Here is a 20,121-nt window from a genome sequence, read left to right as displayed (position 1 = left end):
CTAAAATAGCTTTATAGCTAAACTTAAATGTCACCGGGATGTTTAAAAATCATTACTAATTACTTAGAAAACAATTTTATGCATAAGTTACACTATTGCTCATTAATAATCATCATCCTGTTTAGCTGCGCCTGCGGTAATTCCAAATCAACGCCAGGCCACAGTGATACTGCCGCTACACAAACATCCACTACACCCCAACCAGCAAATACCAAAACCATTTTATTTTTTGGCGACAGCCTCACCGCCGGTTACGGGCTGGACGACCCGCAATCCGAAGCATTCCCGGCCCTTGTTCAGGCCAAGATTGATTCGGCTAAATTATCGTACAAAGTAATTAACGGCGGCCTGAGCGGCGAAACATCCGCAGGCGGCAAGGGCCGGATAGACTGGCTGCTGAAACAAAAGGTTGACATTTTTATCTTAGAACTTGGCGCGAACGATGGGCTACGCGGCATCCCCACTACCGAAACCGCCCAAAACCTGCAAACCATTATAGATAAAGTTAAAGCAAAATATCCCGATGCTAAACTCATCCTCACCGGCATGATGGTACCGCCCAACATGGGAGCCGATTATGCCACTGCTTTCAAAAAAATATTCCCGGCGCTGGCTCAAAAGAATAAGATGGCCTTTGTGCCCTTTCTGCTGCAAAACGTAGCCGGTATTAAAGAATTAAACCAGGCTGATGGCATACATCCTACTGCTAAAGGGGCCAAAATTGTGGCTAATAATGTTTGGGCCGTTTTGAAGGGGGAGATTTGATGGAGGTGGTAAAGTCGGTGGGGACACCGACTTTGAGGTAATAGTAGCTATCACGCCCTGAAATATCGCCTTATCACTTTTTAAATATTAGATTTTTTTCGGGTAAGCCTACAAACATAATCTTGGGTGGGAGTGCGAATTATTACAGAAATATTTACCTATCCCAGTAATAATACGAAGCTATTATTTACTTTTATATTTTAATTAAACGTATTATGTTGTTTGTAAATAGGCTCTCACTATTTTATATAGCTACAGTAGCTTGCTTTGTTATGGCGTGCAAGCCTAGCGAACAAGATATCAATGCTTTACCTGTTGCTGTAGCGGGCGGTGAGCCCGGTCTATATGTTATAGGAGGCTCGTTTTCAACTGCTGCAGATACTTTTGCAACACCGGCACTCTGGCATGGCGGTGGAGTTCTTAATTTATCTACAAAAAAAGCCACCTCGCCAAGAATAACCGCACAGGGAAGAGATGTTTATATAGCAGGCAATAATGGAAATGAATGTGTATATTGGAAAAATGGAAGCGTCATTGGTACTTTATACACCCCGGCAAATACCAGCTCCCAAGTTACCGGTATTGCGTTAATGGGCGCCGATGTATATGTATCGGGTACCATGTTAACAGCAGGGTATTATCCTTTAATACCTGTGTATTGGAAAAATGGCGTGCTAAATTATTTACCGCACCCAACAGTAAAAGGGGGCAATGACGACTTATTCTGGCACACAACGGGAATAGCTATATCCGGTTCGGACATCTATATTTCAGGTGATAATTATGGTGAGGGTGTTTATTGGAAAAACGGAAATATCATAAAACTACCGAACAGTGAATATGCCAATGGTATAATAGTATCTGGAACAGATGTTTATGTGGTCGGCGATATGTATGGTAATCCTGTCACAACTACCACTTATGCCGGATATTGGAAAAACGGTGTCGCGGTATATATGCCTAATCCAAGTAAAATTTCTCAAAAAGCATTGGCCATTGCCGTGAAAGGAAATGATATTTATGTCGCCGGAGATATTTCCACTGGCGGAGGGAACACTAATGCTGTTTATTGGAAAAATGGCGTACTTACCACCTTAAGTAAAACAACTGGCGTAGGTGTGAGGGCAACTGGCGTATGTATTGACCCTAACAACAACTTATACATATCCGGCACTGATGCTGGACCGGGACAATATACAACATTAGCTACATATTGGTTAAACGGGTCGGAAACAGTACTATCGACTAAATCCTCCACAGCAACTGGTTTGGTATTCGTACAGTAAAAAACAATCAATATCTAAGATTATAAGAATTCCCTCCCCGTAGTCGGTGTCCCCACCGACTTCAATACGGAATGTAAATCCTCGCAATTATCCCAGCCGCATTCTATCGTCCGAAATCCCCCAAATAAAAAAAACATCAATTCCCTGTAACCATTTTATTTTACCGAAGTTTCCAGTGATATAACAAACACCCAAAACTGATTGAACACGCTGACCGATAACACGATCATGCTCAAGGTGAAAGCCGGAGACCTGGACAAAATGAGCCTGCTTTTTGAGCGGTATCACCGTCCCTTGTATGGCTTTCTGTATCACATGACCTACCGCCGGGAGGCGAGCGAAGATATGGTGCAGACTGTTTTTTACAAAATGCTGAAGTACCGCTACACGTTTACCGGCGAGGGTGAATTTGTACACTGGATGTACTCGATAGCGCGAAATGTATTGAAAGACAGCGCCCGTAAAAGCAAGCTACCTATGCAACAGGAGAGCGTGGACGATATGGCCGACAGAATTGGCGGCGGGACACCGGCAGACGGCCAATTGGAAAAAAAGCAGGCCCACAGGGAACTTCACAATGCCATGGCCCGCTTAAACGAGGACCAACGGGAGGTGCTTACCCTGAGCCGTTTCCAGGAACTGAAGCACCAGGAGATAGCCAAAATACTGAACATTACCGAAGGTGCCGTAAAAGTGAGGGTGCATAGGGCGATGCAGGAGCTTAAAGAGATTTATGTAAAAATGGAACGTTAAACAGGATATCAAAATGAAATGTGAGCAATACCGGGATCTGTTTACCAACCGGATCAATAACGAATTAACACCGGCCGAAAACGAAAATTTAGAACAGCACTTAGCCGGATGCGCAGATTGCGCGGAAGAATTACAAACCATGCAACAAATGTGGCAACTGATGGGTGAGTTGGAAACACCTGAGCCATCTGCACATTTAAAGGTAAAGTTCCAGGCCATGCTGGATACGTATAAAGAATCGGTTGCTGAGGATCAAGGCTGGTGGCATAATCTACAGGAGCAATTGAAGCAATTGTGGCAATGGCAGCCGCGCTGGCCAATGGCTTATAACCTGGCGATAGTGCTGGTTACCTTAGGATGCGGATACCTGGTTTTCCATGATCGAAAAAGCAACCAGGAGCAGCAACTACAGGCCCTAACCTCGCAGGTGCATGAGCTGAGGCAAACCATGATGCTGGCCCTGCTTGAAAACCCATCGGCATCCGAGCGCATCAGGGGGGTGAGCTATACCACCGAGATCAAACATGCCGACAAACAGGTGATAGACGCTCTGCTGGCTACGTTGAACAACGACCCTAATGTGAATGTGCGCCTGAGCACCCTGGACGCGTTGACTCAACTGGCAGGCCACCCGGAGGTGCGGGAAGGATTGATCCAATCCATTACCGAACAGGACTCGCCGTTGATGCAATCGGCCATTGCGGATGTAATGCTTAAACTACAGGAGAAGCGGTCGATAGGGTCATTCAGAAAACTGTTGAAACAAAAGAACCTTGACCAAGGTGTACGGGATAAGATTAGTGAAACCATTAAAGTTTTAATTTAAACCCCAATGAATATGAAAACAAGAAATTTAATTCCGCTTTTAGCGGGATGCGGCCTTTGCCTTGTCCAGATTACAGGATACGCGCAACCGTTTAAAGATCATATCAGCAAACAATTCAGCCTCCAGAAGCCCGCGGCCAGCACGGTTGTAGCCATATACAATTTATTGGGCTCTGTTAAAGTGGAGGGCTATGCAGGCAAACAAGTGATTGTTGAAGTAGACGAAGTTATTACCGCCCCAAACAGGGCCGATGTGGAAACCGGCAAAAAGGAGTTTAAATTAGGATTTGAGCAAAATGCTGATACCATTATGGCCTACATTGACCAACCCTATCATACCAAACCGCATAACGGCAGTTGGAGCAGCCATACCAATGACCGTGAAACACCCTACATGGTTCGATTGGAATTTACCGTTAAGGTACCCAATGAGGTTAATCTGCGAATTTCGACGGTGAACAATGGCGAGATTGATGTGAAAGATGTATATGGCGCCCTTAAACTAAACAACGTAAATGGCGGAATAAGTATAGCCAACGCCAAGGGTGTTACAGATGCGCATACTATCAATGGTAATTTAACAGCCGGTTATCTTTCAGTTCCGCCACAAGCATCATCCTATTATACCCTGAACGGAAAACTGCAGGTAACTTACCCGGCAAACTTTGCAGCCAACCTGCAATTGAAGAGTATGAATGGTAAGTTTTTTACCGACTTTACGGATACAGAAATACTACCTGCCCAAGTAGTAAAAACACAGGACAAAAAAGCCAACGGCACCACTTTTAAATTAAATAAAACTACGCAGGTGCGCATTGGTAAGGGTGGCAACCTTTTTTAATTTGAAACTTTAAATGGCAACGTTTATATTAAAAAACAATCCTAATTAATTAAACATGAAAACAATAAAATTTGCAGGAATACTGCTGACAATCCTATCCTTATCGTTCAAGCTGATGGCCCAGCAAGCAGAACAGCTGGTGGTACCGCTGAACGACCCGGGCAAGCCATATACTTTGGTTGTCGACCTGGTATTTGGCTCCGTTAAAGTAAACAGCTATGATGGAAAAGACATTATTATCGAAGTTCAGTCGGGCGGAGGCCGACGAGAAGAAAACGACCGCAAAACTGGCATGAAGCGAATTTCGGGCAGCGGCAGGATGGATATTATGGCCCAGGAAAAAAACAACCGTGTGAACGTGAGTTCGGGTATGCCACAAAAACAAGCAAACCTGATGATCAGGATCCCGGTGGGTATTGCAAACTTAAAAGTCTCTACGGTAAACAACGGCGATATCTGGGTAAGCAATATCAATGGTGATATGGAGATTGTTAATGTAAACGGAAATATCAAGCTTGATGAGGTTTCGGGCGCGGTAGTGGCTAATACCATAAACGGCAATGTGGCAGTTACCTTTAAAAATATCGACCCCAAGGCCGCTATGGCATTTACTACCTTGAATGGCAATATCAACGTAACCTTTCCACCGGCTTTAAAAGCCAATGTTAAATTAAAGTCGGACCGCGGCGATATTTTCAGTGATTTTGATATCGTATCCGAAAAATCACAAACCAAGATCAATAAAAGCAAAAAGGACGGTGTGTATCAACTCACCATTGACGAAACGGTGTACGGAAAAATTGGTGGTGGCGGCCCCGAAATCCTGATGAAAAACATGAACGGCAATATCTATCTGCACAAAGCGAAATAAAAGCGCGCGCCGCAGGAGTATTCAAGGGCATGGGGATGTGTTAAATTAATTGCGGATACATACCCCAACCCAGAATGCACCATAAGGTGATTATCAAATTCTGAGTAAAGCTGATACTTCCTCACGGCCTGTAAGTAGGCCCTTGGGTTCTGCGCGACTAAGTTTCATTAACCAAGCCCCTACACAAGTTTTTATGAAAATATTGACCCTGGTTTTATTAACCATATGGACATGCTTTGCCCCTGCTTTTGCATTTGCCCAACAGCCCGGAGCAAAAATAACAGGTTTAATTTTAGACGAACAACATAAACCTATCGACGGCGCTACCGTGATACTGTTAAACGTAAAAGATTCCGTAACGGTTAAAACCCTGTTGACCAACGCAGATGGCAGCTTTTATTTTGATAGGATAATGGATGGTAATTATCGCGTGATGGTTTCTATGCTGGGCTATCGCAGCTACCGCGGTGGACCAATCAGCATCAGCAAGGGGCAAAGTGTTCAATTGCCTGCCTTTTTGCTTACCCCCGTCAACACATCGTTAAAACAGGTGGATATTACCACGCAAAAAGCCTTTGTAGAGCAAAAAATTGACCGCACGGTTGTGAATGTAAACGCGCTGATCAGCAATACCGGTTCAAACGCGCTGGAAGCTTTAGAGCAGTCACCGGGAGTAATTGTGGATGCCAGCGGCAATATCACGTTTAAAGGTAAAACAGGGGTAATGGTGTTGATTGATGATAAGCCTACCTACCTTTCGGGAGAAAACCTCGTTAATTATCTTAAATCTATCCCGGCCTCTCAATTGGACCAGATCGAGTTGATGCCCAACCCACCGGCTAAGTACGACGCTTCCGGAAACGCGGGTGTGATTAACATCAAAACCAAAAAATCTAAAGAGAAGGGATTTAATGGATCGATATCTGCCAGCGTTGGTAAAGCTGCCTACTGGCGCACCCTCGAAAGTGTGAACCTCAATTACCACACCGAAAAAATCAATCTGCTTGCCAATATCGGGTATGGCATACAGCAAGGCTATCGCCAATTAGATTTAACAAGAAACTATTTTGACGGGGCTGGCAATTTAACTTCGAGGTACACCGAGCAGGCCTTTTTTCATCCGGTAACGTATAACCCCAACCTGAAGTTTGGGATGGACTATTACTTGTCTCCCAAAAATACTATCGGATTTGTATTGACGGGCATGTACTCAACCGGGCATAACTTCACTCCGGTTAACAGTATTTTATCCGACAATACTGGCAGAACTGATTCGGTAATAGCGGCCAGCAACAGTACCAAAAGCAAATTTAATAACATAGGGATTAACCTGAATTACAGCCACGATTTTGCCTCCAAAGGAGAGCAACTCAACTTTAATCTCGATTATCTCAATTATAATTCGGGCAGGCAGCAAGCGTTTTTCAACACATCATACAACAGCGCAGGCATTATTGGCAACACGCAAAACATTACAGCCGACCTGCCAGCCAATATCAACATCTATTCGGCTAAAGCAGATTATGCCAACCCACTAAAGGGAAAGGCAAAGCTTGAAACCGGCCTAAAATCAAGCTATGTCAATACCGATAATTCGGCTGATTACTTTAACGTGGTCAATAACGTCAGCACCATAGATAACAATAACACCAACCATTTTATCTATCAAGAAAACATTAACGCTGCCTATCTTAACCTGAGTAAAGAAAGCAAACGATTTTCGGCGCAGATTGGCCTTCGGTTAGAGAACACCAATGTAGCGGGCCACCAGTTGGGCAATGCCCGCAGTGCAGATTCATCTTTCAGTCAGCATTATACTAACCTGTTCCCAACTGCCTATGCGCAATATAAACTGGATACAGCCGGGTCGCATTCGCTGAATTTTTCGTACGGCAAGCGTATCGACCGGCCCTATTACCAGGACTTGAACCCTTTTGTGACTATTATTGATAAGTATAGCCAGTTTGAGGGGAATCCATTTTTAAAGCCGCAGTTCGCATCCGAATACGAACTGAAATACAGTTACAAAAGCGTGTTCTCGATAGGTATAGATTATAACCAGGTGAGGGATTACCAGGTGGAATATGATATGCAACGCGGAGACATTTTTTTAGCCACCTCCATGAACCTGGGAAAACGCATCCATTATGCCCTGGAGGTTTACCTGGCTTTAAGTCCGGCTAAATGGTGGAGCTTCAGTTTAAATACGGAACTTGATCAAAACTATTTTCAGGGCCAGCTTGTATCCTCACAAATTGATAGCCGTACCACCTATTTTTATTTAAACGATGTCAATCAATTCAACCTATCGCATGGCTGGAATGCCGAACTCAATATCTTCTATTTATCACCATCAAAAGATGCACAGTTTACACATATCCACCGCCAGCAGGTTAATCCCGGAATCTCAAAAAAAATACTGCATAACAAGGGTACCATTAAGTTAAGCGCGCGCGATGTGTTGCGTGGCAACTTTTCGGCAGGCAATATCACCAATATCCCTAATGTAACAGCAACTTACCATAACGATAATGCCAACCGGTCGTTAACGCTGGGTTTCACTTATAATTTCGGCACAACTGGTAAAACCGGCAAAAAAAGAGAGATAGGCAGCGCCGACAGCGAGCAGAACAGGGTAAGAAATTGATTTTTTGCTATTGAGTTATTTGGTGTATTGGCTATTAGGTTATTAATTAAATATTTATGGTTAATGACTTCGGAGGTATTCCATCTGTATTTTGCCTTCTCAAGACTCAGAACTACCAGCTCCCGACTTAGAATTCCCCTACCAATCAAACGAATAGATCCGTCCCTCGTTCTTGAGCCACAAGTTAAAAACGTCAAGATCCTTTTCTCTACCCGACACATCAAATCGAAAGCAGGTTTGACTATCCTGGCGTGTTTCTTTAAAGTTGCGGGCTTTGAGCTTGAGCTCGTTGAGTTTATTGATTAAGGCAGCATTATCAAATGCGCCATTATAAGTGACGGTATAATCACGGCGCTGAAACCGCGAATCAATATAATTCTGGATGTACTGTAACGCATATAAAATAATGAGCGAAATAACCAGCGACAATACCGACAAAGCGTATTCGCCGATACCGATCAGCATGCCCAGCGCGGCAGCTATCCAGATAGTTGCCGCCGTTGTAATACCCGAAACCGAAAACCCATTCCTGAAAATAACACCCGCACCTAAAAAGCCAACTCCGGTAATTACGTTGGCGGCAATACGGTCGTCATTGGCCGGGAAACCCATTTTATAGGAGCAGATAGTAAAGACGGTAGAACCAACCGATATCAGAGCCAGCGTACGGAAACCGGCAGGCTTACGCCTAACTTCGCGCTCCAAACCCACCAGGCAGCCCACCAGTGCCGATAAGGATATTTTTAATATTTCTTCACCATATATAATGTTGGCCATGTTAACGTAAGTTTAATAAAACGTAAAGTATTACAAGTATAGCTAATTTAGGGATATGATAAATGACAGCTGTGTTTAACCACAAAAAGGCAATAATTTATTATGTTTGGGTAAGGAAAGATTTTTCATGAAAAACCATCAAAATATATCTATCAGCGCAGCCCTTACGGCTATTTTATTGGCCGGTAATCTACCTGGCAAGGCACAATCAAACCCTGCTAACGACCCTGTATTTCAAAACATCGATCAATCGGTTAAGCCGGGTACCGATTTTTTTCATTATGCAAACGGCAAATGGCTAAAAGATAACCCCATCCCACCCGCTTATTCTTCGTGGGGAATTGGCAACGTAGTTACTGAAGACATCCGCATCCGTCTCAAAAAAATTAACGAGAACGCCGTTCAAGCCAGGGCAGCCAAAGGTACAAGTACGCAAAAGATAGGTGATTTTTATTACAGCGGGATGGATAGCTTAAATATTGATAAGCAAGGCGTTACCGCTATCAACGAACCGCTGAACAAAATAGAACAGATTAAGGACATCAAAGGCCTATTGGATGTTACCGCCTACTTAAGTACAATAGGCGCGCGGGCCTTTGTTGGCACCTACGTTGGCCAGGACGATAAAAACTCATCGAAAATGATGCTGCAATTAGGCCAAACCGGCCTGGGTTTACCTAACCGCGAATATTATTTTAAAACCGATGCACGTACCAGTAAAATACGTACCGATTATGCTGGCCAATACATGCCAAAAATGTTTAAGCTTTCGGGCTTGAGTGATGAACAGGCCCAGGCCGCGGCCAAAAGTGTTTTTGCCATTGAAAAAGATTTGGCTGATAGCAGCCGCAAACTGGAAGACCTGCGCGACCCATACCACAACTACAATAAAATGCCGGTATCGGAACTGAATAAACTGACACCGAATATTAACTGGAACACTTATTTTGCCAATGCCGGTATTGCCAAAGTGGACACGGTTATTGTTGGCCAACCCGAGTTTTATGTGGCTGTAAACAAGTACCTGAAAACCTTTACCATAGCCGACTGGAAGGCCTACCTGCGCTGGAAATTGTTAACCGCCTACGCGCCGTTTTTAAGTAAAGATTTTGATCAGGAAAATTTCCGTTTTACAGGAATGGTTCTATCAGGCCGCAAAGTACAGCTACCTCGATGGAAACGGGTACTGGATACCGAGAACGGCATTATGGGCGAGCTGTTAGGACAACTTTTTGTAAAAGAGTATTTCCCGATGAAAGCCAAACTGCGTTATACCAACCTGGTGGAAGCTATCAAACAATCATACCGCGAGCATATTGCCCAATTAGACTGGATGAGCCCCGAAACCAAGCAAAAAGCTTTGTATAAACTGAATACCATCAACGCCAAAGTGGGTTACCCGGATAAATGGAAAGATTTTTCGAACCTTAACATTGATCGGGGATCGTATGCTGTAAATGTGATGCACGCGCGGCATTGGGCATACCTCAACAACATTAACAAACTGGGCAAACCGGTTGACCATACTGAGTGGAACATGACGCCGCAAACCTACAATGCCAATTACGAGCCATCTAACAACGAGATCACGCTGCCTGCCGCGCAATTTATCATTCCGGGTATTAAGGATGAGGATATTGACGATGCGGTGGTGTATGGCTACTCGGCAGCATCAACCATTGGCCACGAGATAACCCACGGTTTTGACGACGAAGGCCGCCAGTACGATGCCAAAGGAAACTTAAAAGCTTGGTGGACTCCGTCCGACTCGGTGAAATTCACCCAGCGTGCCCAGGTTTTGGTAAACCAGTTTAACAGCTATGTGGTATTGGATAGCCTGCATGTAAATGGCAAAGCTTGTTTAGGCGAAAACATTGCCGACCTTGGCGGTATAGTTTTAGGTGTGGATGCCTTTAAAAAGACAGCCCAATACAAAGAAGGTAAAACCATTAACGGACTTACCCCTATGCAGCGTTTCTTTTTAGGTTACGCCATAGGCTGGCTCGGCCAACAGCGCGACGAAGAATTGGCCCAGCGGATATTAACCGACGTACACGCCCCCGGCTTTTTACGTGTTAATGGTCCCTTCTCGGACGTTCCGGAGTTTTACGAAGCTTTCGGTGTGAAAAAGGGTGATGCCATGTGGATAGACCCGGATAAAAGGGTGAAGATTTGGTAAGATCCCCCGCCCCCCTGAAGGCATAGCCGTCAATTTAAGTAGCTGTACTCATATATTGTTGATTTTCAGTTATTTAATTTTTAGGCGCGGTTTGCCCGCATGGGCAAACCTATGTATTTTTACTCTCATATTTTTCGTTTTTTAAGGCGGGGAGGTTTAGATGACCCCGCCTTTCTTATTTTTGTTTAACTATCTAAATATAGTATTTAAATATCTAATAATCAAATACTTATTACAATTTCTTCTATTTTTAACCTATGTTTTCTGTGCTCTTTTGAAAGGTGCTTTAAGTTTAATTTCTCCAACAGAGCTAACCACTTTGAGCATATCCCTAAAAGCTGCGCTCGCAATTCTTCTTTCGTAGAAGCGATTAGTCGATGCACCTTTAAAACACTAATTTGACCTATCTTACCGATAGCCATGCATATTTTCCAACTCAAAACTGCCCAGATCAACTTACTGTATAATATACTGGTTATACGATCCGAACTTCCTTTGGGGAACGTGTGTATCTTTAAAAACGACTTCCATGCTTTAAAAACCAATTCTATCTGCCATCGCAGGTGATATAACTTTTGGATCAATTCAGCGCTATATTTTTCGCTCACCAGGTTGGTAACAATAAAGTTAAACCCTGCCCGCTCTTTGAATCCCTTACTGGTGGTACTGCCTTTCTTTTTATTGTACTTTTCAGTATTGGCTATCCGCCTTGCCTTGAGCTCTTCACTTACCGGTTCTATTATTATCCTTACCGGCATCTTATCAGCTCCGATATATACCTGTTGATCAAATACGCCGGTTATGCCTTGTAGTTTCGACAACTCTAACTTTTGGTATTGGTCGTCCTTTAATAGATAAATCGTTGTTTTCGGACATAATTTATTAATAAAGAAAGCTTTGACTTTGTTAATATTGTTCATATAACTCAAGTGAGTGTAACCCAGATCTCTCATATATAATACCCCCGGCTGAATTGATGCCTTGTCCAGATGACTCTCACCCTGGTCATTTGCGTTGGCCGGAGTTACTTTGATATCGCTTTTACCACTTTTGATTTCAAATTCAAATTGTACAGATGCTCCCGCTTTCATCCCACTTCCTTTTGTTCCGGGGAATGTCTCTGCAATAACTTCCGGCAACGCGAAACGGGTAGAATCTTTGATACGGATCTCCAAGCCCTGTGTTTGCTCTTGCGGTAACTCAACTGCTATTAATTGCTCAAAAACGGCTTGTACAAACTTTGTCATATTGCTGTGATGTCTTTGATGCAATGCCTGCTTCGAAATATCAAGCCCATCCCTCCGCATTAACTGCATACTCATGCCGTTAAACGATTGATCTCCATCAAATAACGCCATATCCAATAGTTCCTTGCCTCCCACTTTTCGTTTGCGTTGTATAGCCTCTGTTTTACGGGCCAGGCCATCTAACACCGTTGGTTCAAATAGTTCCGAACTCATTCGCTCGAATAATGACTGCAATTTTGCAGTTCCGATTCTTGCTCTAAAAAAATTTTATCCCTTTTTTTTCTAAAGTTGACGGCTATGCCCCCTGAAGGGGGAGGAAGTATGCGAGGCGCAATTCGTTAAAACAAAAAAACCGGCGATTGCCGGTTTTTTTGTTTATTAAACTCTGAATTATTTTTCCCCACTGAGGGGGTCGGGGCCTAATATAGGGCAGTTAACGATGTCTTCAATTCTTTAACAGCCGATGAAGATGTTCTGTCATCATTGGCAAACAGTGTTCTGGCAGTATAGCTTTGGCCGTAAAAAGCCTTGTCTGCTTTTTCATCAACAGAAAGGGCAGCACCGTTCAGGCTTATACCTGCGAACAAGCCCCTGCTTCGAGAGTATGAATAAACTTCGGCCTCAAGCTTGTAGTCTGTATTAGCAGATGAGCTTCTGCCCACAGGGCCTGCCGCTGCTGAAATATCCCCGCCAAGGGTAAAACTTCCTGTACCGATACGATGCAGTGTTTTACTGTTTTTAAATACCAGTACCAGATCAACCGATTGTACCCCAGCCTGTAAACCAAAACTACCGCCGGTAAGGGTTACAAATACAGGGTTACTCCATTTTCCGTCGGCATTCTTTACCATAGCTACGCCTTTGCCGCGCTTGCCACCAATTACTAAACCAGCGTTAATTAATTTAGGGATAATGATAATGCCGTTTGTATTAGCCAGCAATTCGCGCGGGATGCTCTCTTTCATTTTGCCAAAGTCGCGCAAAACACCCGAGGCATCTTCTATTTTATCTTGCTCCTTCTCTTGTATCGTTGCCGACATCAGCATCAGGCTAATGCCGAACAAAGCCATCACAGGTACTTTTAAAAATTTTAAGGTTTTCATACACAATCTTTATTTAATAGATTTTATAGAAACAACAAAAAAACAAGCTTAGTGTTTGTGTTAGTTTTATCATAATGCTGTTTGAATAAACAAAATGTTGTTTACAAACCATCAAAAAAATCAATGATCGATCCAAAGTATGCCCCATCCCATCCATCAACAATGTCCTGATAATCGTCATCCGGGATATTGGTATGCCTTAATTCCACCGATGTGCCATGCTTATCCGGGTGCAAAATGATGGTCACTATGGATTCTTCGGTCTGATCGCCAAAATACCATTGCTGTATCACTTTCTTGTTATCGATAAACCCGATATTTTTACCCACAATACTATCTCCCCACAACGAAAACTCGGAGCCTGGCTCGGTACTCATTTGCGCTTCTTCGCCGGTCCATATCTCAATGCTGATGGGGTTAGTGAGAGCCTGGTAAACCTCTTCAGGAGAGGCACTAACAGTATAATATTTTTTAAAATCCTTCATATCTTCGTTTTAAGCTTCAAGGTATAATTAATAGTTTGCGTTGGCTTGTATGCGCGCTAAAATACCCCAAGGCGTTGTTGTCAAAATTAGAGGGCGGGTTAGCCGGGGCTGAAGCGTTAACCAGGGTACTGGCGCTTTGATTGTTCAGGCTGGTCCAGTAGTTGTAAATCCCTTCGTCTATACACTGCATCTCTACTTCCACTTTATCGCCCTTCATCAGTTCTATTTCGCGCTGGTAAAGTGTTGACGATACCACCCGCCCGTCCGTAAGGTTGTCATTTTCCACAAATATACGTTTTACCTGCACTCCGTTTACATACATTACATAACGGTATTGATTGGGGATATTCACAGGGTCGCGGTAGTTTACCGAAACCGTTTTAACCTGGGTGGTGCCAAATACCTGGTAGCTTAACGAAAGCGAATCCAGGTTGACTGCCATTGGCATAACAGAGGCAGCAGTATATGTTTGATCGGCAAGCTTAATCGTTAAAGTATACAAATTTGCAGTTTTACCTTTAAAAGAATTAATACCATAAGTACCCGCCTTGGCAGTTTCAGGCAGCTTATAAATATTTCCGGATGCGTCCGTAATGGTTACCCTGGCACCCGATACCGTAGGGTACACATTGCTGCTGCTATACGCTACCACGCGCGAAATACTTACCGTTTGAGCACCGGTTTTATCGGTTAAATTACCCTCAATAACCAACGGTTGTGCGTCGGCAACCGCAATATCAACATCAATTACCCTTTGGCAAGCCATAAAGCCCAAACACATAACGCATACCGCCAGCAATTTAAAGTGATACATAGCAGCTTATTTAAATTGAAAGTTCCAGGTAATTGAGGGGATTATGCCAAATAAACTGGTTTCTACAGCTTCGGTATGCGGCGGCTTATCATCGCTATCCCTAAATGCTACACTGTATGGGTTTTTACGGTTATAGGCATTGTAAACGCCAAATGTCCAGCTGGAGTGGTAGCTTTTATGTTGCCTGCCATCAAGGGTAGCTGCCACATCAAGCCGGCTGTTAGCCGGCAGGCGCGAACCATTACGCTGCCCATAGTAATAGGTTGTTATGCCGCCAAGCAAATATTTACCGGCCGGGTAAGTTACCGCATTGCCTGTTCCGTAAACAAATACTGCTGATAAACCCCAACGCTTATTGAGTTTGTATAAGTTAACCAAGGAGATATCGTGTGTACGATCTTGCCGGGCCGGGAAATAACGTCCGTTGTTAATGGCATCAAATTTCCTTTCGGTTTTTGACAGGGTATACCCTATCCATCCCTTATAGCTGCCGTATTTTTTTTTCAGAAAAAACTCCAAACCGTAAGCCCTTCCGCTGCCGTATACCAACTCCGACTCTATATTGGTATTGGCGACCAAAGTGGCGTTATCCTTGTAGTCGATTTCATTACTTAACCACTTATAATACGACTCTGCCGAAAACTCATACCCGTTATCATCAAAATTATGGTAATACCCTAAGGCCACCTGGTTGGCTATCCCCGGTTTAATGTTGTTACTACTCAACACGTACAGATCAGTAGGTAAGCTCGATGTTGAGTTAGATAGCAAGTGAATGTTTTGAGTGTTTAAGTTGTACGATGCTTTAACGGAATTTTGACTATTAATAGTATAACTTGCCGAAAAACGGGGCTCAATATTGATATAATTAACCACGTTTGCACCAGATGCATATTTAGTGGCTAAAGCAATACTGCCATTAGCATTATAAGTGCTAAACGTACCAGGGCCATATAAGGCAAAGGCATTAAGCCTGATGCCATACAAAAAGCTAAGCTGCCCTGTTGGCTGCCAGTTATCGGATACATAAGCAGCTCCCTCGAAAGCATAACGGTTTTCGATAATTTTTGAGGTATAATTTGATTTGAGCGAGGTTGATATATCGCCAGGCACAACGGTATGATGTACAATGTTGGCACCAAACCGAAGGGTATTATCGTTATTGATAAAATAATCAAAATCCTGTTTCAGATTGATATCCTCTATTTTAGATACCACCTTAAAATTATCGGTTGATGTATAATTAATAATGGTATAATTATACTTACTATAAATTAGCGAAGTATTGGAAAACAACTTGGTATTGTACAGGTGATTCCACCTGAAGGTTCCCATTGTATTACCCCAATCGGTAGAAAAAGCACTTTTTAAACCTACATCGTCCCTGCCTAAATACCCCGATAGATAGATGGTATTTTTATCATTAAGCTGATAGTTTGCTTTAGCGTTCACATCATAAAAATACAAACTTGTTGTATTAACGGCAGTATCAGAGGAGAGCCTTAAAAAAGCATCAGCATATGTGCGGCGGGCGCTGATCATGAATGAGCTTTTATTTTTCACGATAGGCCCTTCTACCTTAATGCGCGACGAAATAAGGCCAATCCCGCCTTCAATACCAAACCTTTTATTGTTGCCGTCGTCCATCTTGATATCCAGCACAGATGATAGCCTGCCACCATATTCGGCAGACATGCCGCCCTTGTATAAGCTAACTTCCTTAATGGCATCAGAGTTAAATGTGGAAAAGAACCCAAACAAATGCGAAGCATTGTAAACGGTGGCGCCATCAAGCAATACCAGGTTCTGGTCGGCTCCACCTCCACGTACGTAAAAGCCGGTATTAGCATCGCCGGTTGATTTTACACCAGGTAACAACTCAATGGTTTTGATAATATCCCTTTCGCCCAATAAAACCGGTATATTGCTGATATCGCTGATGTTGAGTTTATCGACACCCATTTGCGGGCGCGATACATTGTCCCTTGCGGCAGATCGATCACTGATCATCACCTCGTTCAGCACTGCCGAAGCATTCATTTCAACATTCAGGCGCGTATCTTTTAAAAGGTTTACTGCTACGGCCTTGGTTTGATAGCCTATATAACTTATATAAATGGTATGCTGGCCCGGGCTTAATGTGATGGAATAAAAGCCGTAACTATTGGTTATCACCCCAGCCGGATGTGCAGGTTCTGCTTTAAGGGTAGCGCCAATTAGTGCCTCACCGGTTAAAGTATCCTTAACGGTGCCGCTAACGGTAAACTTACCCTGGCCATATAAGGCTGTTATTGATACACCAAGGCAATTTATAAGGCAAAATATATACTTAATAAGCTTAAAAAGTTTACAATTGATATTTTTTAACTGATGAAATACCATGTATATAAAACCAAAAATAATTAGGCTTGAGGGCTTAAATATGATGTTTATTTTTTTAACATAAAGCACTTTTTTATATAACTTAGGTAAAGGATGTTACTTTCGTTTAAAATATTTGAAAATCAAGATATTGACGTTACAATATTAAAACACATTGATATTTATTTATTAACTTTCGTGAACTTTATCACAACCTAATTTGTGCTAAAAAGCATTTTATGGAAGTTCGAACCACTGGATTAACTAAATTTTACAACTCTGTAATTAAATCAGGTTCATTTAAAATAGTACTTATTTATATTACTATAAGTCTTTTATGGATATTTTCGAGCGATTATACCCTATATATATTTAGGAACACGTTTAACGCTGCAACTTATGCAATTATTAACTCGGGTAAGGGCGTAGTTTTTGTAATAGGCACCGGGACAATCTTGTTTTTTTTAATAAGACATAGCAACAGGAGAATTGTGAATAGGGAGAACGAGTATCGCGACCTATATCTTAGTAACCCAAACCCGATGTGGATATACGATCCTGTATCTTTAAAATTTATTTCTGTTAACGATGCCGCAGTAACCACATACGGTTATACCAAACGCGAGTTTTTAAATCTTACGATTAAAGCGATAAGAAATGGAGATAACGATGCTGGCAACGTGGTTAACGCCATTAAAGATGAAGGAAAATTTCAGAAATCGGGAATCTGGACACATGTAAAAAAAGATGGATCGTTAATTTTTGTTGATATATCATCCCAACGGATCAAGTTTTTAAAAAAAGACGCAGTAATGATTTTAGCACACGACTGTACCGAAAAGATAATGAACGATGACAAACTGAAACAGCTCAACCTGACATTGGCTAACGAAAAGAAAAGACTAAGCGACATACAAGAACTATCAAAAATTGCCGGATGGGATTATTATATTGTTGATAACAAGCTCGTACTTTCTGATGAGATGTTCAACATATTTAACCTGGATAAAAGCAAGGTGGAAGTGAGCTATGTCCGTTTTTTAAAAACTGTTTACAAGGACGACCGCGAACTTTTTTTAAAGGCAGCAAAAATAACGATAGACGAAGGCCGCGATCTGGATGTTGTACACCGCTTTTATTTGGGTAAAAACGATATCAGGTACATCCGCGAGTTAGGCAAACTGGAGTACATTAACGGAATACCGTTTAAAGTACGCGGAACTATGCAGGATATAACCGAGCTGAAACGTATAGAGCATGAAAAAGACCTGATTAACAACGAGAATAAAAAATTAGGTAATATCATCACCAAAATAAACAATATGGTGCTCATCCAAGATACCGAGAACCGCATCACCTGGGTAAACAAAGCATTTGAGGATTTTACCGGCTATGCCCTGGAAGAAGTACAGGGCTTAAATCCGGCCTCGTTTTTAATTGCGACAGAAAATGCGCCGGAAGTTACCATCATTAAACAGGCTATTGAAAAGCGGGAAGCATTCTCGGCAGAAATCATCAACTACAGTAAAACTAAACAACCGTATTGGGTAAACATAGAATTTACTCCCTTATTTGATGACGGACAGTTTACCGGATATATATCCGTACATAACAACGTAACCGCCCGCAAAGAAAAAGAAGGGGAAATAACCAAGCAAAATATTATTTTAAGGGATATTGCCTGGCTAAGCTCGCACGAATTAAGGCGACCGGCGGCTTCCATCATGGGCCTGATGGGTCTCATTAAAGATACAGATGATGTAGCCGAAAAAGATGAGTACTTATCTCTGCTGGACGAATGCACAACACAATTGGACCATATTATCCACAAAATACATGATACCATTAACGAGAAACTGCCCGGCGTAAAATAACAATTTTACTTTTTATCCGAGTGCCCCAAACTTTTACCTGGCGCAACAACGTCACGTACCAGCTGCTTTAATTCTTTAACTTCCGGGAAACGCCCGGCATCACTTCGGTCAAACAATACAACATCGTTTACACTGATCTGGTAGGTGCCGCTCAGTTCGCTCGGCTGTAAAAGCACCCCATATACATCATCGCTAAACGTAGTGAGCAACTCCTGCGCCATGTATGCAGCCCGCAACATCCATCCACATTTGGGGCAGTACTCTATTTTAATGGTGGGTTTCATTGGTGGTTACTTTACTTAACAGTGCATGTATGAACGACAAACTAAACAATTAAACGCTTCTTGACCAATAGTTCAGTACAAGACACTTTTTATTTGATCGTTTCTCACTTCTCTTGCTTCTTGATTACTGCTTCCTACTTCCAGCTTCTCACTTCTTTCCTAACTCATCAATGGCAGCTACAATTACCACCCCACTGCCGCGAGCCATCGCTAAAATACTCGCATTTCCAAATGGTGGCTTCGTGTTTAATCCTATCTATAATATACTGGTTGGCGGCATAAGCCTCGCCACGATGTGCAGACGCTGTAATTACGATAACAGCCGTTTCGCCTACGCTAACCTTGCCTGTACGGTGTTGAGCAACGGCTATATTGAGCGGCCATTGCTGGCGGGCATCGGTCAGAATATCGGCTATCATTTTCGTTGCCATGCTCTCATGTGCCTCGTATTCAAGGTAATCAACATCCATACCGTTGTTATGGTTGCGCACCTCGCCGCTGAATAATACTACTGCACCGGCACGCGGGTGGTGTGCCCGGGCTAACAGATCAACAACGTCCAGCGGAGTTGCCGATAAGGCTGGTAGCTCAACCTCCGCTACTGGGTGGGAATATGCATATTGTATCATCGTTTCTCAGGGTATAATTTTGGTCAACAAATTCATCGTGAACGGCAAACCGGCAAATTTTCAAAATGCCAGCCGCCCCGGTATTTAAAACCGACAGGTGTTGCTGTAACGATACTATGTCGGAAACGTCGGTATCCAACTCAAACTCCTTGTCGAAGTAATCTTTTAAAATAGCAAAAACCTGTATTTTCATTTTATATTTAATTGTTATAGGCGTCTGGAACTTTGTAGCTGCGACGTGCGAAGTAATCTCTACACATGCAAATCCGCTCTGCACGTTCGCCCTGTATAGCATATATATTGCTTCGTCGTTCCTCCTACCTCTCCAAGCGTCATTGCGAGGTACGAAGCAATCTCTACATAGGCAGAGCCGCTCTGCA

18 protein-coding genes are annotated in these 20,121 nt (G+C 42.8%); 9 read left to right on the top strand and 9 right to left on the bottom strand.

Annotated elements, in window-relative coordinates:
* Positions 1-78 precede the first annotated feature (78 nt).
* The 7 genes from MUCPA_RS26205 to MUCPA_RS26175 all read left to right on the top strand — a co-directional run bounded on the left by MUCPA_RS26205 (position 79) and on the right by MUCPA_RS26175 (position 7,988).
* The gene (locus MUCPA_RS26205; RefSeq protein ID WP_040628100.1) at positions 79-765 is read left to right on the top strand and encodes an arylesterase; all 687 of its coding nucleotides are present in this window, start codon (positions 79-81) and stop codon (positions 763-765) included.
* A gap of 215 nt (positions 766-980) precedes the next feature.
* Positions 981-2,051, top strand: a complete 1,071-nt coding sequence (locus tag MUCPA_RS26200; RefSeq protein ID WP_008510522.1) for a hypothetical protein — start codon at positions 981-983, stop codon at positions 2,049-2,051.
* Between the two features lie 228 nt (positions 2,052-2,279).
* Positions 2,280-2,804, top strand: coding sequence for an RNA polymerase sigma factor (locus tag MUCPA_RS26195; RefSeq protein ID WP_040626463.1), 525 nt, complete (start codon positions 2,280-2,282; stop codon positions 2,802-2,804).
* Between the two features lie 13 nt (positions 2,805-2,817).
* Positions 2,818-3,630, top strand: coding sequence for a zf-HC2 domain-containing protein (locus tag MUCPA_RS26190; RefSeq protein ID WP_008510519.1), 813 nt, complete (start codon positions 2,818-2,820; stop codon positions 3,628-3,630).
* A gap of 12 nt (positions 3,631-3,642) precedes the next feature.
* Positions 3,643-4,470, top strand: coding sequence for a DUF4097 family beta strand repeat-containing protein (locus MUCPA_RS26185; RefSeq protein ID WP_008510516.1), 828 nt, complete (start codon positions 3,643-3,645; stop codon positions 4,468-4,470).
* 55 nt (positions 4,471-4,525) lie between these two features.
* The gene (locus tag MUCPA_RS26180; protein WP_008510514.1) at positions 4,526-5,341 is read left to right on the top strand and encodes a DUF4097 family beta strand repeat-containing protein; all 816 of its coding nucleotides are present in this window, start codon (positions 4,526-4,528) and stop codon (positions 5,339-5,341) included.
* Between the two features lie 193 nt (positions 5,342-5,534).
* Positions 5,535-7,988, top strand: a complete 2,454-nt coding sequence (locus MUCPA_RS26175; protein WP_008510512.1) for a TonB-dependent receptor — start codon at positions 5,535-5,537, stop codon at positions 7,986-7,988.
* A 138-nt stretch (positions 7,989-8,126) separates the two neighbouring features.
* Here the strand turns inward: MUCPA_RS26175 and MUCPA_RS26170 are convergent, their stop codons facing one another.
* Positions 8,127-8,765 carry an MgtC/SapB family protein gene (locus tag MUCPA_RS26170; RefSeq protein ID WP_008510511.1) on the bottom strand — a complete coding sequence of 213 codons (639 nt, stop codon included), beginning with the start codon at positions 8,763-8,765 and terminating at the stop codon, positions 8,127-8,129.
* A gap of 127 nt (positions 8,766-8,892) precedes the next feature.
* Between MUCPA_RS26170 and MUCPA_RS26165 the strand changes: the two genes are divergently transcribed.
* On the top strand, positions 8,893-10,944 hold the full coding sequence (locus MUCPA_RS26165; RefSeq protein WP_008510510.1) for a M13 family metallopeptidase: 2,052 nt from the start codon (positions 8,893-8,895) through the stop codon (positions 10,942-10,944).
* Positions 10,945-11,165: 221 nt separating this feature from the next.
* Here MUCPA_RS26165 and MUCPA_RS26160 read toward each other — a convergent pair whose 3' ends face one another.
* From MUCPA_RS26160 to MUCPA_RS26140, 5 genes are all read right to left on the bottom strand, one after another.
* Positions 11,166-12,404 carry an IS4 family transposase gene (locus MUCPA_RS26160; RefSeq protein ID WP_008503844.1) on the bottom strand — a complete coding sequence of 413 codons (1,239 nt, stop codon included), beginning with the start codon at positions 12,402-12,404 and terminating at the stop codon, positions 11,166-11,168.
* A 206-nt stretch (positions 12,405-12,610) separates the two neighbouring features.
* Positions 12,611-13,294, bottom strand: coding sequence for a lipid-binding SYLF domain-containing protein (locus tag MUCPA_RS26155; protein ID WP_008510509.1), 684 nt, complete (start codon positions 13,292-13,294; stop codon positions 12,611-12,613).
* 101 nt (positions 13,295-13,395) lie between these two features.
* Positions 13,396-13,779 (bottom strand): SRPBCC domain-containing protein, encoded by a 384-nt coding sequence (locus MUCPA_RS26150; RefSeq protein WP_008510508.1) that lies wholly within the window; start codon positions 13,777-13,779, stop codon positions 13,396-13,398.
* Positions 13,780-13,795: 16 nt separating this feature from the next.
* Complete coding sequence (locus MUCPA_RS26145; protein WP_008510506.1) at positions 13,796-14,593, bottom strand: DUF4249 domain-containing protein; 798 nt, start codon at positions 14,591-14,593, stop codon at positions 13,796-13,798.
* A gap of 6 nt (positions 14,594-14,599) precedes the next feature.
* Entirely contained in the window at positions 14,600-16,975 is a 2,376-nt protein-coding gene (locus MUCPA_RS26140; protein WP_050982230.1) for a TonB-dependent receptor, read from the bottom strand.
* A 218-nt stretch (positions 16,976-17,193) separates the two neighbouring features.
* Between MUCPA_RS26140 and MUCPA_RS26135 the strand changes: the two genes are divergently transcribed.
* Entirely contained in the window at positions 17,194-18,828 is a 1,635-nt protein-coding gene (locus MUCPA_RS26135) for a PAS domain-containing protein (protein WP_008510503.1), read from the top strand.
* Positions 18,829-18,833: 5 nt separating this feature from the next.
* Here the strand turns inward: MUCPA_RS26135 and MUCPA_RS26130 are convergent, their stop codons facing one another.
* The 3 genes from MUCPA_RS26130 to MUCPA_RS37910 all read right to left on the bottom strand — a co-directional run bounded on the left by MUCPA_RS26130 (position 18,834) and on the right by MUCPA_RS37910 (position 19,934).
* Positions 18,834-19,112 carry a SelT/SelW/SelH family protein gene (locus MUCPA_RS26130; protein WP_008510501.1) on the bottom strand — a complete coding sequence of 93 codons (279 nt, stop codon included), beginning with the start codon at positions 19,110-19,112 and terminating at the stop codon, positions 18,834-18,836.
* A 167-nt stretch (positions 19,113-19,279) separates the two neighbouring features.
* Positions 19,280-19,741 (bottom strand): molybdenum cofactor biosynthesis protein MoaE, encoded by a 462-nt coding sequence (locus MUCPA_RS26125; protein WP_008510500.1) that lies wholly within the window; start codon positions 19,739-19,741, stop codon positions 19,280-19,282.
* Positions 19,701-19,934 carry a MoaD/ThiS family protein gene (locus MUCPA_RS37910; protein WP_157543988.1) on the bottom strand — a complete coding sequence of 78 codons (234 nt, stop codon included), beginning with the start codon at positions 19,932-19,934 and terminating at the stop codon, positions 19,701-19,703. Before MUCPA_RS37910 ends, MUCPA_RS26125 begins: the two co-directional genes overlap by 41 nt.
* Between the last annotated feature and the right edge of the window lie 187 nt (positions 19,935-20,121).

It is taken from the genome of Mucilaginibacter paludis DSM 18603 (assembly GCF_000166195.2).
Classification (GTDB): Bacteria; Bacteroidota; Bacteroidia; order Sphingobacteriales; family Sphingobacteriaceae; genus Mucilaginibacter; species Mucilaginibacter paludis.
The sequence above is the reverse complement of the archived record's forward strand: the minus strand, read 5'-3'. Positions and strand labels throughout refer to the sequence as shown.

Coding starts and splice junctions, on each gene's coding strand:
- MUCPA_RS26205 (WP_040628100.1), top strand. CDS start 79: ATGCATAAGTTACACTATTGCTCATTAATAATCATCATCCTGTTTAGC.
- MUCPA_RS26200 (WP_008510522.1), top strand. CDS start 981: ATGTTGTTTGTAAATAGGCTCTCACTATTTTATATAGCTACAGTAGCT.
- MUCPA_RS26195 (WP_040626463.1), top strand. CDS start 2,280: ATGCTCAAGGTGAAAGCCGGAGACCTGGACAAAATGAGCCTGCTTTTT.
- MUCPA_RS26190 (WP_008510519.1), top strand. CDS start 2,818: ATGAAATGTGAGCAATACCGGGATCTGTTTACCAACCGGATCAATAAC.
- MUCPA_RS26185 (WP_008510516.1), top strand. CDS start 3,643: ATGAAAACAAGAAATTTAATTCCGCTTTTAGCGGGATGCGGCCTTTGC.
- MUCPA_RS26180 (WP_008510514.1), top strand. CDS start 4,526: ATGAAAACAATAAAATTTGCAGGAATACTGCTGACAATCCTATCCTTA.
- MUCPA_RS26175 (WP_008510512.1), top strand. CDS start 5,535: ATGAAAATATTGACCCTGGTTTTATTAACCATATGGACATGCTTTGCC.
- MUCPA_RS26170 (WP_008510511.1), bottom strand. CDS start 8,765: ATGGCCAACATTATATATGGTGAAGAAATATTAAAAATATCCTTATCG.
- MUCPA_RS26165 (WP_008510510.1), top strand. CDS start 8,893: ATGAAAAACCATCAAAATATATCTATCAGCGCAGCCCTTACGGCTATT.
- MUCPA_RS26160 (WP_008503844.1), bottom strand. CDS start 12,404: ATGAGTTCGGAACTATTTGAACCAACGGTGTTAGATGGCCTGGCCCGT.
- MUCPA_RS26155 (WP_008510509.1), bottom strand. CDS start 13,294: ATGAAAACCTTAAAATTTTTAAAAGTACCTGTGATGGCTTTGTTCGGC.
- MUCPA_RS26150 (WP_008510508.1), bottom strand. CDS start 13,779: ATGAAGGATTTTAAAAAATATTATACTGTTAGTGCCTCTCCTGAAGAG.
- MUCPA_RS26145 (WP_008510506.1), bottom strand. CDS start 14,593: ATGTATCACTTTAAATTGCTGGCGGTATGCGTTATGTGTTTGGGCTTT.
- MUCPA_RS26140 (WP_050982230.1), bottom strand. CDS start 16,975: ATGGTATTTCATCAGTTAAAAAATATCAATTGTAAACTTTTTAAGCTT.
- MUCPA_RS26135 (WP_008510503.1), top strand. CDS start 17,194: ATGGAAGTTCGAACCACTGGATTAACTAAATTTTACAACTCTGTAATT.
- MUCPA_RS26130 (WP_008510501.1), bottom strand. CDS start 19,112: ATGAAACCCACCATTAAAATAGAGTACTGCCCCAAATGTGGATGGATG.
- MUCPA_RS26125 (WP_008510500.1), bottom strand. CDS start 19,741: ATGATACAATATGCATATTCCCACCCAGTAGCGGAGGTTGAGCTACCA.
- MUCPA_RS37910 (WP_157543988.1), bottom strand. CDS start 19,934: ATGAAAATACAGGTTTTTGCTATTTTAAAAGATTACTTCGACAAGGAG.